Annotated in this window: 13 protein-coding genes; 9 read left to right on the forward strand and 4 right to left on the reverse strand. The window is 58.2% G+C overall.

The window, feature by feature from the left end; all coding sequences use genetic code 11:
• The first annotated feature begins 114 nt into the window (after positions 1-114).
• Positions 115-1,218 (forward strand): chorismate synthase, encoded by a 1,104-nt coding sequence (aroC, locus tag B060_RS0110875; RefSeq protein ID WP_018081813.1) that lies wholly within the window; start codon positions 115-117, stop codon positions 1,216-1,218.
• Positions 1,219-1,429: 211 nt separating this feature from the next.
• Positions 1,430-2,143 carry a pirin family protein gene (locus B060_RS0110880; RefSeq protein ID WP_018081814.1) on the forward strand — a complete coding sequence of 238 codons (714 nt, stop codon included), beginning with the start codon at positions 1,430-1,432 and terminating at the stop codon, positions 2,141-2,143.
• Between the two features lie 39 nt (positions 2,144-2,182).
• Here B060_RS0110880 and queE read toward each other — a convergent pair whose 3' ends face one another.
• Together queE and queC are read right to left on the reverse strand one after the other, a co-directional pair.
• Entirely contained in the window at positions 2,183-2,818 is a 636-nt protein-coding gene (queE, locus tag B060_RS0110885; RefSeq protein WP_026172754.1) for a 7-carboxy-7-deazaguanine synthase, read from the reverse strand.
• Complete coding sequence (queC, locus tag B060_RS0110890; protein ID WP_018081816.1) at positions 2,815-3,555, reverse strand: 7-cyano-7-deazaguanine synthase QueC; 741 nt, start codon at positions 3,553-3,555, stop codon at positions 2,815-2,817. The genes queE and queC overlap by 4 nt, the downstream gene beginning before the upstream one ends.
• 154 nt (positions 3,556-3,709) lie before the next feature.
• On the opposite strand from queC, the gene B060_RS0110895 reads away from it, so the two are divergent.
• The 5 genes from B060_RS0110895 (at position 3,710) to B060_RS0110910 (ending at position 6,371) form a co-directional block, all read left to right on the forward strand.
• Positions 3,710-4,162, forward strand: coding sequence for a PaaI family thioesterase (locus B060_RS0110895; RefSeq protein ID WP_023447403.1), 453 nt, complete (start codon positions 3,710-3,712; stop codon positions 4,160-4,162).
• Between the two features lie 26 nt (positions 4,163-4,188).
• Complete coding sequence (locus tag B060_RS0110900) at positions 4,189-4,620, forward strand: PaaI family thioesterase (RefSeq protein WP_018081818.1); 432 nt, start codon at positions 4,189-4,191, stop codon at positions 4,618-4,620.
• Between the two features lie 130 nt (positions 4,621-4,750).
• A complete protein-coding gene (locus tag B060_RS0110905) occupies positions 4,751-5,104 on the forward strand; it encodes a hypothetical protein (protein WP_018081819.1) in 354 nt (117 codons plus the stop codon).
• A gap of 226 nt (positions 5,105-5,330) precedes the next feature.
• On the forward strand, positions 5,331-5,624 hold the full coding sequence (locus B060_RS27170; RefSeq protein WP_155847879.1) for a hypothetical protein: 294 nt from the start codon (positions 5,331-5,333) through the stop codon (positions 5,622-5,624).
• Between the two features lie 111 nt (positions 5,625-5,735).
• Complete coding sequence (locus tag B060_RS0110910; protein ID WP_018081820.1) at positions 5,736-6,371, forward strand: S24 family peptidase; 636 nt, start codon at positions 5,736-5,738, stop codon at positions 6,369-6,371.
• Positions 6,372-6,506: 135 nt separating this feature from the next.
• Here B060_RS0110910 and B060_RS0110915 read toward each other — a convergent pair whose 3' ends face one another.
• Together B060_RS0110915 and B060_RS0110920 are read right to left on the reverse strand one after the other, a co-directional pair.
• Complete coding sequence (locus B060_RS0110915; protein WP_018081821.1) at positions 6,507-7,691, reverse strand: serine hydrolase domain-containing protein; 1,185 nt, start codon at positions 7,689-7,691, stop codon at positions 6,507-6,509.
• 146 nt (positions 7,692-7,837) lie between these two features.
• The gene (locus tag B060_RS0110920; protein WP_018081822.1) at positions 7,838-9,508 is read right to left on the reverse strand and encodes a lysine--tRNA ligase; all 1,671 of its coding nucleotides are present in this window, start codon (positions 9,506-9,508) and stop codon (positions 7,838-7,840) included.
• Positions 9,509-9,736: 228 nt separating this feature from the next.
• Between B060_RS0110920 and B060_RS0110925 the strand changes: the two genes are divergently transcribed.
• Together B060_RS0110925 and B060_RS0110930 are read left to right on the forward strand one after the other, a co-directional pair.
• Positions 9,737-10,144: a MerR family transcriptional regulator gene (locus B060_RS0110925; protein WP_018081823.1), complete on the forward strand. Its 408-nt coding sequence runs from the start codon at positions 9,737-9,739 to the stop codon at positions 10,142-10,144.
• A 42-nt stretch (positions 10,145-10,186) separates the two neighbouring features.
• Positions 10,187-11,974 (forward strand): acyl-CoA dehydrogenase C-terminal domain-containing protein, encoded by a 1,788-nt coding sequence (locus B060_RS0110930; protein ID WP_018081824.1) that lies wholly within the window; start codon positions 10,187-10,189, stop codon positions 11,972-11,974.
• The last annotated feature ends 86 nt before the right edge of the window (positions 11,975-12,060 follow it).

Here is a 12,060-nt window from a genome sequence, read left to right on the forward strand (position 1 = left end):
GTGTAACCAATTGCCTGATATATGAGCCCCAGTTGCTCCGTTTGCACACTAAAAAAATTGCGGCCTGAGTTAAACAGCGCTAAACGCTGTGCCATATCCACTCGGTAAAACTTCATGTCGCACAATACCTTCGGTCATCTCTTCCGTGTCACCACCTGGGGCGAAAGCCACGGACCGGCCCTTGGCTGCGTCATCGATGGCTGCCCGCCGGGCATCGCCTTGTCTGAAGCGGATATCCAATGGGCCATGGATCGTCGCAAACCGGGCGGTTCGCGTTTCGTCACCCAGCGCCGCGAAGCCGATGAGGCGAAGATTCTGTCCGGCGTCTTTGAAGGCGTCACAACCGGCACGCCGATCTCGATCCTGATCGAAAATACCGACCAGCGCTCGAAAGACTACGGCGATATTGCCCAACAGTTTCGCCCGGGCCACGCCGATTACACCTACTTCGCCAAATACGGCGTGCGCGATTATCGCGGTGGCGGACGCTCCAGCGCCCGTGAAACCGCCGCACGCGTCGCGGCCGGTGCCGTGGCGCTGAAAGTGCTGCAGGTTCTTATCGGTGAAGAGGTCAAGGTGCGCGGCGCCCTCGTCCAGCTTGGCACACACAAGGCCGCGAGAGGCAACTGGGACTGGGAAGAGGTTGGCAATAACCCTTTCTTCTGCCCCGACCCGGCGTCGGTCACGCTGTGGGAAGCCTATCTCGACGGCATCCGCAAGGCCGGCTCCTCCATCGGAGCTGTGGTCGAGGTTCAAGCCGAAGGTATCCCCGCCGGCTGGGGGGCACCGATCTATGGCAAGCTTGATTCCGAACTGGCCTCGGCGCTGATGAGCATCAACGCCTGCAAGGGCGTCGAAATCGGTGAAGGCTTCGGTGCCGCCGAGCTTTCCGGCGAGGATAATGCCGATGAAATGCGCATGGGCCCTGATGGTCCGGAATTCAAATCCAACCATGCCGGCGGTATCCTCGGCGGCATCTCGACGGCCCAGACGGTCGTGGCGCGTATGGCGTTGAAGCCAACCTCTTCGATCCTCAACAAGCGCGAGAGCATCGACGTCAAGGGCAACGAGGTCGAGCTGCTGACCAAGGGCCGTCATGATCCGTGCGTCGGTATCCGCGCCGTGCCGGTGGCCGAGGCCATGATGGCGTGCGTCTTGCTCGATGCCTTCCTGCGCCATCGTGGCCAGACGGGGGGAGGCCCGCACCACGTCGGCTAGGATGGCTGCACGGCGGTAAGGTGATAGCGACAGAAGTGAAAAGCTTTTTCGCCACGATGAAACCATCCGAGCATCCGCAATACGGGTTTGGACATAAGCCGGAGGCTGGCGCTTCCGGCTTTTTTATGCGCGTAATTCTCCTGATCGAACGCCTATTGTAATTAACACAGTTACACTTATATAGGTCTCACGTTAGAGAGGGAGAGTTCTCATGATTGACAAAAGACCATACAACACGCTCGGCGGCGCCGATCACGGCTGGCTGAAGGCCAAGCACCATTTTTCCTTCGCCAACTATTACGATCCGGCCAAGATGGGCTGGGGCTCTTTGCGCGTCTGGAATGACGACGAGATCAAGGCACAGACGGGCTTTCCGCCGCATCCGCACGACAATATGGAAATCATCACCTATGTCCGCGAAGGCGCGATCACCCACGAGGATTCGCTTGGCAACAAAGGCCGCACCGAAGCGGGCGATGTGCAGGTGATGTCGGCCGGCACGGGTATTCGGCATTCGGAATACAATCTGGAAAGCGAAACCACCAAGATCTTCCAGATCTGGGTCATGCCGGCTTCCCGCGGCGAAGCGCCAAGCTGGGGCGCCAAGCCCTTCCCCAAGGGCGACCGCGCCGGCAAGTTCGTGACGCTGGCCACCGGCTTTGATGAAGACGGCGACGCGCTCAAGATCCGCTCACCGGCCCGTCTGCTGGGTGCCACCCTGCTCAAGGACCAGTCTGAGAGCTACACACCGCTGGCCACCGAACCCGCCACGACGCGCCACCTCTACCTGGTCGTCGCCAAGGGCAAGGTCAGCGTCAATGGTGTTGAACTGAACGAGCGCGATGGCGCGGCGATCAAGGACGAAGCCTCGCTCGATATTCGCGCGCTCGAAGATGCCGAAGTCGTGTTGCTCGACGCGGCCTGATGCTTAAGGGGGCTTGAGACCACGAGTCTCAAGCCCCTTTTATTTAAGCCCCACCAGCTTGTGGGTCTGGACGCTCATGCGCCATTGCGGATGCTGCAGGCAATAGTCGATCACCGCCTGCGTATTGGCGGCCTGCCTGTCGGAATCCATCGGTTGCAGATAATAGCGCTCGAAATCGAACGCCAGAAACTCGGCCGGATCCACTTCGGCCTGCGGCCACACCAGCTTCAGTTCCTGCCCAAAGGTCTGATGCAAGCGGTTATCAGCTTTCGGGCTGACACAGATCCAGTCGATGCCTTCCGGCGCCTTGATCGTGCCATTGGTCTCTACGGCGATGAAATAGCCCGCCGCCTTGACCGCTTCTATCAAGGCCGGGTCCAATTGCAGCAGGGGTTCGCCACCGGTAAAGACCACGGCCTTTTGAGACGGGTCAGCCATGCCCCACACCGCATCCAGCGCCGCCACGACATCGACCGGCTTCGGAAACTTGCCGCCATTTTCGCCATCGATGCCGACAAAATCGGTGTCACAGAAGGTGCAGGCGGCCATGGCTCGATCCTGCTCGCGCCCGCTCCACAGATTGCAACCGGCAAAGCGCGCGAACACATTCACGCGGCCGGCCTGCCCGCCTTCGCCTTGCAGGGTCAGGAAGATTTCCTTGAAACTGTACATCAGCGCTCGGCCGGTTGGGCGTTTTCGATGAAATGCTCGAAGCCCGTCTTGCGCAACTGGCAGGCCGGACATTCGCCGCAGCCATAGCCCCATGGATGGCGTTCACCGCGCTCACCCTTGTAGCAGGTGGTGGTTTCTTCGAGGATCAGATCGACCAGCGGCTGCCCCCCCAGTTCGAGCGACATAGCCCAGGTCTGCGCCTTGTCGATCCACATCAGCGGCGTGTGGATCTCGAACGGCCGCTCGACACCGAGTTGCAATACGGTTTGCATGGCTTGCAGCGTTTCGTTGCGGCAATCGGGATAACCGGAAAAATCAGTTTCGCACATACCGCCGACCAGATGATCCAGTCCACGCCGATCGGCCACGGCCGCCGCATAAACGAAGAACACCAGATTGCGTCCCGGGACGAACGATGACGGCAGGCCGCGTTCGGTCATCACGATCTCGGTTTCGCGTGTCAGCGATGATTCGGCGACAGCGCCAAAACCGCGCAGATCGCAGACATGGTCTTCGCCCAGACGGGTGGCGGCGAGCGGGAAAACCTCACGGAATTTTTCCAGCACCGTGGTGCGCGTCGTCATCTCGATGGCATGGCGCTGGCCATAATCGAACCCGATGGTTTCCACGCGCTCGAAGTGCGTCAAGGCCCAGGCCAGGCAGACGCTGGAATCCTGCCCGCCCGAAAACAGGACGAGCGCGGATTTGGCGGCGGGGACATGATCCAGGGACGCGGACATGGAAACGGGCTTTCAAAGTGAACAGGAGATTCTCATCTAAAACGCTCCTTTACCTGAATTTGCAAGTATTTTTGGTGCGGCGCGGCATGGGATTCTTTTGACGTCCACGTAAAGTTGGCAGAGAATGGCCGCGTTTTCCAACCCGGGTTACCCCATGAACCAACCGCCCTTTTCCGACATGTTCGGCGCCATTATCGACAATACCCCCTATATGAAGGCCATCGGCGCCTACTATGTCGGCAAGTCAGAGGATGGCATCACCATGGCCTTGCCATGGCGCGCGGATCTGGTTGGCGATCCGGAAACCCGCGTCGTCGCCTCTGGCGTGGTGACCGCCCTGCTCGACAACTGTTGCGGCATGGCGGTTTGGGATAAGGTCAATGAATTCAAACCGGTGGCGACGCTCGACCTGCGCATCGACTATATGCGCCCGGCCTGGCCTGATCAGGAATTGAAGGTCACGGCCAAGTGCTACAAGCTAACGCGCTCGGTGGGCTTCGTACGCGCTTTCGCCTATGATGTGACACCCGATGATCCCGTGGCCGCGGCGCAATCGGCCTTCATCGTCTCCTCGCCCGTGCCCAAGCCCAATAGCGGAGTTGCCTGATGGAGAAGCCCCCGATTGAGAAACCGATGAGCGAAAAGATAACCGGACCTGGCGCCCATGCGCGACGTGATCCGGTGCTCCTGTTGCAAAACATCCCCTTTGCCGGCTTTCTTGGCGTACGGCTGGAACTGGCCGGCGATGAACTGACCGGCCACCTGCCCTTTTCACCGCACCTGATCGGCAACCCGATGCTGCCCGCCTTGCATGGTGGGGTCATCGGCGCCTTCATGGAAATAACCGCCATGTCGCAACTCGGATGGCACGCCAATTTCGAACATATGCCCAAGCCAATCGATGTCACCGTGCAGTATCTGCGCTCCGGCAAACCGGTCGATACCTATGCGCGCGCTGTGGTCAATCGCGTGGGACGCACCGTCGCCAATGTTGATGTATCGGCCTGGCAGGAGTCAAGGCATCATCCCATCGCCACCCTGCAGGCGCACTTTTTGACCGGATAATACACCTTAGAAAAACTCACCCTTCAATAGCATTTTATACTTGCTCTGTTTTGGATTGCGGATACCTCTTAGCCGTCGCAGCTTTGTTGGCGACGACTCGCTTTGTATTTTTATCTGAGAGGTTCGCACCATGTCCAAAGAGAGAAAAATAAGCACAGCCAAAGCTTTGACGGCTCAGCTTCATGCAACGGAAGAGCCCATCGACACAGCGCTTGCCGAAGCGGCAAACCTGATCGAGGCCTATGTCACCTCACGACGCGCCATCCGTATGTCAACGATCGTCGGCAACGACGTCCATTACAATACCTTGCAGGCGATGGTGGCCCTGAGCACGGCCCAGCGCCATATGACGGCCGCGCACGCAGACCTGACCAGGGTTCAGCGTCAGGTTGGCCTCGGCGCCGTAGCCATCGTGATGGTCGATGACAAGCCATCCCCGAAGCCGACCGGCGTCATGCCCGCCCATGAGGATAAGGTCGCTTAAATTTGAGTCTTGCGGCTTGGCTATACGGATCAAGTCTGGCCTTATAGGACAGACCCGTTGAGAGGTATCCATGCTGCAATCACTCCCCGCTCAATTCGGTGCGGTATTCGGACTGTTGACCTGCGTTGCGGCCCTAATCCTCGGGGGCTGACGCGAACGGTCTGCCGCCGCGCTTTATCTTATCGCTGTTGCTGCCAACTATGGGTTGGGCCTTGTGGCACCCGATATGACGGCGCAACGCCTTCTGTTTTCTGATACGCTATGCCTGATCGGTCTCTTTTGCCTGTGCTGGAAGGCGCCCCATCCCTGGCCATTATGGGCTGCGGGATTGCAATTGCTAGCCGTCATGACGGAAGTGTCCGTACTGTTCCTCAGGACAGGCACCTTGCGCTGGACACTGCTGACCGTTGTGGCCCTTTCAGGCTACGGCGTACTTTTGGTTTTGTGGATCGGAACGTTTGCGGCCGCACGCCGCCGTTTCCGCGTCAGATCACAAAGCGTGGCAGAATCCAGCGAATAAAGTCGATAAATAGGTAGATTTTCCTATTACTAGATTTATTTTCCTTTCAAATCAATGTAATTCCTAAATGTCACTGGCCACATACGGCCTGAACGATCTGTTGGCGCTCTTATGACCCTTTCACATAGCCACATCTGGGCCGCTATAGATGCCTTGGCCAACCGCCTTAGCACCACGCCTTCGGGTCTGGCGCGTATGGCGGGGCTTGATCCGACCAGTTTCAACAAATCCAAACGCGCGTCGCCGGAAGATCCACCACGCCCGCGCTGGCCCTCGACCGAAAGCCTAGCCAAGCTGCTGGAAGCCACCGGCATCAAGTTCTCGGAATTCGCCCTTCTGGCTGAGGGCCGCGCCGGCGGCCAGGGTATTCCGCTGATCGGTTTCGCCCAGGCCGGCAGCGCGGGCTTCTTCGATGATTCGGGCTTTCCCCTGGGACAGGGCTGGGATGAGATCACCTTTCCCGGTGCGCATTCCGGACTGTATGCGCTGGAAATATCCGGCGATTCGATGGAACCGCTTTATCGTGACGGCGACCGCATCCTGGTTGATCCGCACAACAGCCAGAACCTGCGCAAAGGCGACCGCGTCGTGGTCAAGACCAGCGATGGCGAGGTCATGGCCAAGGAACTGGTGCGCTATTCAGCCCGCACCATCGAGTTGCGCTCGCTCAATCCGGATTTCCCCGATCGTTCGCTTGATCGGCTAGACGTAGCTTGGATCGCGCGCATTGTCTGGGCCAGTCAGTAGCTATAACTTACGGGCTTGGGGCCTGCGGCCCCATACCTTTCTTATCTTGTTTTCTCTCCGCCCTTATGAGGGCGAGGAGACAACAAGGCAGGTAAGACTTAGGGGCGCAGCCCCCAAACCCCATAACAACGCGCGCTATGACTTGCCCACATAATCGCCGTATTCCCAATCATAAGGCACACCGCTATCGCCGAGGATAAACGCCACCAGATCGGCAAAGGCGGCTTCCGAACGCACATCATTCGACAGGATCAACACACAGCGCCGTGATGCTTCCAGACAGACCATGGTGTTGGCCGTCTGACCATCATGCCCACCCTTGAAGAAACCATGCCCTTGAGGACCATCGAACACAACAACACCCAATCCGGCATAAAGATCTTTGCGCTGCTGATCGGCCGGTAGTTCCGGCGCAAACGGCGGAAACTGATTCGCCGTGGTGATTTTCAGTTGCGGTTTCGTTATTTCCGCGCGCGATGCCTTTGACAGCCCCTGCCCGCTCACCAGTGCCGCCACGAATTTCGACAGGTCGTCGATGGTTGTATCCATCGAACCAGCTACACGCACCTTGCTGCGCTCGTCGTGCTCAACCACCTCGCCCTTGTCGTTGAAACCATCGGCAAGATTGGGACGGAAATCATCACGCCACATCAACGAGGTGCGTGTCATGCCAAGCGGCTGGAAGACGTTGGCTTGCGCGAACTGTCCCATATCAATGCTCAATCCCCGGTCCTTTCGACCATTCTCGATGGCGAATTGCAGCAGGATCAGACCTTCGCCAGAATAGGCATAACGCGAACCGGGATCGAAATGGATGTGCAGTTTCTCATCCGGTTCTCTCCACCAGAAATTGGCGAAACCCGTAGAATGGGTCAGGACGTGGCGCGGTGTGATCAGCTTCCAGCGCGGATCGCCCGCCAAATCCTTGTAGGGACCGTATTTACCGCGATAAATCGCCTCGGTATCATATTCGACAAGCGGCTTATCGAGGTCGTCGGCGATGGGCGTATCGAGATTGATTTTGCCCTGATCGACCAGTTTCATGACCGAATAGGCAAAGACCGTCTTGGTCAGAGAGGCGCCGTACATGACGGTGTCGGTTTGTAAGGGATCGCCGGCGGCATTGCGCACGCCATAGCTGTGGACATAGGCGACCTTGCCATCATCGATCACAGCTATGGCCAGCCCTTTGGCCTTGGTGGTCGCCATGGCTTCGGAGATTTTGGCGTCGATTGCTAACGGTGCAGGAAGAGGTCGGGGTGTGGCTGCGAAGGCGGTTGCAGGAAACAGGGCTGTCAGGGCAAGTATGGCACGCAGCATAGATATCTCCCGTAATGGGGCATGGGGCCAAAGAACGTTTCTTGCGGCCCCAAGCCTTCTTTTCTTGCCTATCCTCGCCTTCAGGTGAGGGATTGGCAAGACATAAGATGTGGGGTCACAGACCCCACACCCCATATTGAAGAGCCCTATCCGGCGACCAACTCGCCGTTGATACCTTGCTCCAGCAAGGCGATTGTCCGCTCCAATCCGAAGATCGCCACGAAAGACCCGAAGCGCGGCCCCTGGCTTTGCCCCAAAAGCACTTCATACAAAGCCTGAAACCATGCGCGTAAAGGCTCGAACTCATGCGCTTTTCCGACCTCAAAGACGAGATTTTGCAGCACCTCGGCATCGCGCGTATCCGTCGGCAGCGCCTTGAATTTTGCCGCGAGTTCGATCATAGCCGCCTTTTCCTTGTCGTCCGGCAGGCGGAAGGTCTTGGTCGGCTTCACGAAGTCTTCAAAATAGTTCAGTGCATAGCCGGCAAGACGGTCCAGCACAGGCTCGCTTTCCGGCGTGGCGCCCGGAATATAGGCGCGCAGGAAGCCCCAAAGGGTTTCCTTATCCTGAGCATTGGCCACCGACACCAGATTGAGCATCAGGCCGAACGTTACCGGCGGGCTCTTGATGGCGGTTTCACCACGCAGCACGAACCACACCGGGTTCTCGATCTGCTTGGCCTCTTCCTGCTTCGGGAAGGCGTCGAGTTGCTGGAAGAACTCGTCGGTGGCGCGCGGGATCACATCGAAATAGAGCTTCTTGGCTGATTTCGGCGACTGGAACATGTAATAGGCCAAGGACTCCGGCGCGCCGTAACGCAGCCAGTCCTCCATGGTCAGGCCATTGCCCTTCGATTTGGAAATCTTCTGCCCGGCCTCATCAAGGAACAATTCGTAGTTGAAGCCTTCCGGCGGCGTGCCGCCCAGCACCTTGCAGACCTGAGACGACACCTTAACTGAATCGATCAAGTCCTTGCCAGCCATCTCATAATCAACACCGAGCGCGGCCCAGCGCATGGCCCAGTCAGGCTTCCATTGCATCTTGACGTGACCGCCAGTGATCGGCACTTCAAAACGCTCGCCATTCTCCTCGAACACAATCGTGCCCCTGGCAACATCACGCTCTAAGGTAGGCACCTGCAACACAAAACCGGTTTTCGGCGAGATCGGCAGGAAGGGTGAATAGGTCGCCCGGCGGTCCGGCCCAAGCGTCGGCAGCATAACCTTCTGGATATCGTCAAAACGCGCCAGCGCGGTCAGCAGGGTCTGATCGAACATGCCGCTCTTGTAGCATTCGGTCGACGACAAAAACTCGTAGGTGAAACCAAAACTGTCGAGGAAAGCCTTCAGGCGGGCATTGTTATGCGCCCCAAAGCTTGGATATTCCCCGAAAGGATCGCGCACCACGGTCAAGGGCTTGTACAGGTCTTCGCGCAGGATATCAGCGTTGGGGATACCTTCCGGCACCTTGCGCAGGCCGTCCATATCATCCGAAAAACAAATCAGGCGCGTCGGCCAGGCCTTGCCGGTCATGGCCTCGAAGGCCTGGAGCACCATGGTCGTGCGCGCCACCTCGCCGAAGGTACCGATATGCGGCAAGCCGGATGGCCCGTAGCCGGTTTCGAAAATCACGGCCCGGCTAAGGCCTTCAAACGCCGCCAGCGCTTCATCCGTCTTGCCGGCTTCGATCAGGCCAAGCGCCCGTTTCTGATCCTCATGTCCTGCAATGCGCGATTTGACCAGACGGGCAATCAGATTGCGAGCCTGTTCAAAGGGCCAAGCGCGGCCGGCGTAAGCAGATAGGGTCAGAGACGACATGATGAGGATAAAGCCTTTCCGGTGTTGGAGGAAAGGCTTTACGGCCCGACAGGCGACAGGTCAATCTTAAAGGCGCTACCACAAAGACGCCACAGAGCACCGAACGCCCGCCAGCACTTCACCTAACGTAAACAATTTGCTTGACGATCTTTCTAAATCGACATAATCTTTACGTTGACGTCAATGTAAAGCTTTGACATACTCCACCTGCAACGAGAAAAAACGGCCATGGAAACGATTCACAAAGACCGCACCTATTCGATCCGACAGCTCTCGAAAGAGTTTGATGTCACCGCCCGCGCCCTGCGTTTTTACGAGGACAAGGGCCTGATCTCACCGGAACGCAAAGGCCAGACCCGGCTCTATTCCGCCCGTGACCGCGCCCGCCTGCAACTGATCCTGCGCGGTAAGCGCCTGGGCTTCTCGCTCATCGAAATCCACGAAATTCTCGACCTCTATACTCCGAAAGATCACGGCACCGCCCAGATGCGCGCCACCCTGGCCAAGTATCGCGGCCAGATCGAAACCCTGAAGCGCCAGCGCGAAGATATCGAAGCGGCGATCAAGGACATGGCCGAGGGGTGCGTCTGGCTCGAAGATCAGATCCATCAGCACGAAGCGGAAGCTTCAAACTAATCAAAACTCTATTTCGAACATCTCAACAGGGATAACAAGAAAATGGCCTATCAAGCTCCGGTACGCGACTATCAGTTCCTCTTTGAAAACGTCTTCAAGACCGATCAGTACAGCAATCTGAAAGGCTTTGCCGACGCTGACAGCGCCACGGTCATGGCCATTATGGAAGAAGCGGCCAAGTTCACCGAAGAGGTAGTCCACCCGATCAATATTACGGGCGACAAGGAAGGCTGCGTTCTCAACGCCGACAAGACGGTCACCGCGCCCAAGGGTTACAAGGAAGCCTATAAGGCGCTGACCGAGGCGGGCTGGACGGCGCTGTCCGGTGATCCGCAATATGGCGGCCAGGGCCTGCCGCACTTCGTCAACACCGCCTTTTCCGAAATGCTTTCCGGTGCCTCATCAGCCTTCGGCATGTATCCAGGCCTGACCGAAGGTGCCATCTCCGCCCTCACCGCCGGCGGCACGCAGGAACAAAAAGACCTCTACCTGCCCAAGCTGATCAGCGGCGAATGGTCAGGCACCATGAACCTGACCGAACCGCACTGCGGCACCGATCTCAGCCTGCTGCGCACCAAGGCCGTGCCGAATGGCGACGGCAGCTACAGAATTACCGGCCAGAAGATCTGGATCTCTGCCGGCGAGCACGACTTCACCAGCAATATCTGCCATCTGGTTCTGGCCCGCCTCGAAGGCGCACCGGCCGGCGTCAAGGGTATTTCGTTGTTCCTGGTGCCGAAGTTTATCCCCGACGCCGACGGCAATCCGGGAGAACGCAATAAACTCGAATGCGCCGGTCTTGAGCACAAGATGGGCATCCACGGCAATTCGACCTGCGTCATGATGTACGATGAGGCTAAGGGCTTCCTGCTCGGTCAGGAAAACGAAGGCCTGAAGATCATGTTCTACATGATGAACAATGCGCGCTTTGGTGTCGGCCTTCAGGGCCTCGCCATCGGTCACGCCGCCCTCGTGGCTGCCAACCAGTTCGCGAAAGACCGCTTGCAGGGCCGCGCCCTCACCGGCCCGAAGAACCCTACGGGTCCGGCGGACAGCATCCTGGTTCACCCTGATGTACGCCGCATGCTTTTGGAAAGCCGCGCACTGATCGAAGGCGGCCGCGCTTTCCTGACATGGGTATCCCTGCTATCCGATCTGGCCAAGGTGGCAGAAGATGAAGCCGGTCGCGAGAAGGCCAGCGATTCTGTAAGCCTGTTGATTCCTGTGATTAAGGCCTATCTGACCGAGAAGGGCCTGAAGGTGACGCAGGACGCCATGCAGGTGCACGGCGGTTCGGGCTTCACCGAGCACTTCCCGGCCTCGCAATATATGCGCGATGTCCGCATCACCCTGATTTATGAAGGCACCAATGGTGTGCAGGCGCTCGATCTGGTCGGCCGCAAGCTGCCATCCAAGGGCGGCCGCGCCCTGCAGGCCTTTCTTGCTGAGATCGACGCCTATATTGCCGCTGAAGAAGCTGGCTCGATCGTTCCCGCCTATATCAAGGCGTTGAAAGACACCAAGGCCAAGCTGTTTGACGGCACGATGTGGCTGATGCAGAACGGCATGGGCAATCCGGATGCCGCCGCGGCTGGCTCAATGGATTACCTGCACCTCTTCGGCCTGACCTGCACCGCCTATATGTGGGCGCGCATGGCCAAGGAAGCGCAGGCCGAGGTTTCCGCCGGCTCGACCGATCCCTTCTTCGACACCAAGCTCAAGGTCGGCCGCGTCTTCCTGGAGCGTATCCTGCCCGACGCCGATGCACACCTGATCAAGATGAAGGCCGGTTCGGAAGGCCTGATGGAACTGGCCGACGATCAGTTCTAAACGATTAAGCCGGTCCTCATAAGACCGGCTTTTTTGTCTTTCCAGTTAATTGTTCTTGTCACAATCACGGCTTAAGCTTTCGCTTT

The organism is Asticcacaulis benevestitus DSM 16100 = ATCC BAA-896 (assembly GCF_000376105.1).
Taxonomy (GTDB): Bacteria; Pseudomonadota; Alphaproteobacteria; order Caulobacterales; family Caulobacteraceae; genus Asticcacaulis; species Asticcacaulis benevestitus.

Excerpts from the sequence above, each read along its gene's own strand:
- aroC (WP_018081813.1), top strand. The coding sequence starts at position 115 with ATGTCGCACAATACCTTCGGTCATCTCTTCCGTGTCACCACCTGGGGC.
- B060_RS0110880 (WP_018081814.1), top strand. The coding sequence starts at position 1,430 with ATGATTGACAAAAGACCATACAACACGCTCGGCGGCGCCGATCACGGC.
- queC (WP_018081816.1), bottom strand. The coding sequence starts at position 3,555 with ATGTCCGCGTCCCTGGATCATGTCCCCGCCGCCAAATCCGCGCTCGTC.
- B060_RS0110895 (WP_023447403.1), top strand. The coding sequence starts at position 3,710 with ATGAACCAACCGCCCTTTTCCGACATGTTCGGCGCCATTATCGACAAT.
- B060_RS0110900 (WP_018081818.1), top strand. The coding sequence starts at position 4,189 with ATGAGCGAAAAGATAACCGGACCTGGCGCCCATGCGCGACGTGATCCG.
- B060_RS0110905 (WP_018081819.1), top strand. The coding sequence starts at position 4,751 with ATGTCCAAAGAGAGAAAAATAAGCACAGCCAAAGCTTTGACGGCTCAG.
- B060_RS27170 (WP_155847879.1), top strand. The coding sequence starts at position 5,331 with ATGACGGCGCAACGCCTTCTGTTTTCTGATACGCTATGCCTGATCGGT.
- B060_RS0110910 (WP_018081820.1), top strand. The coding sequence starts at position 5,736 with ATGACCCTTTCACATAGCCACATCTGGGCCGCTATAGATGCCTTGGCC.
- B060_RS0110915 (WP_018081821.1), bottom strand. The coding sequence starts at position 7,691 with ATGCTGCGTGCCATACTTGCCCTGACAGCCCTGTTTCCTGCAACCGCC.
- B060_RS0110920 (WP_018081822.1), bottom strand. The coding sequence starts at position 9,508 with ATGTCGTCTCTGACCCTATCTGCTTACGCCGGCCGCGCTTGGCCCTTT.
- B060_RS0110925 (WP_018081823.1), top strand. The coding sequence starts at position 9,737 with ATGGAAACGATTCACAAAGACCGCACCTATTCGATCCGACAGCTCTCG.
- B060_RS0110930 (WP_018081824.1), top strand. The coding sequence starts at position 10,187 with ATGGCCTATCAAGCTCCGGTACGCGACTATCAGTTCCTCTTTGAAAAC.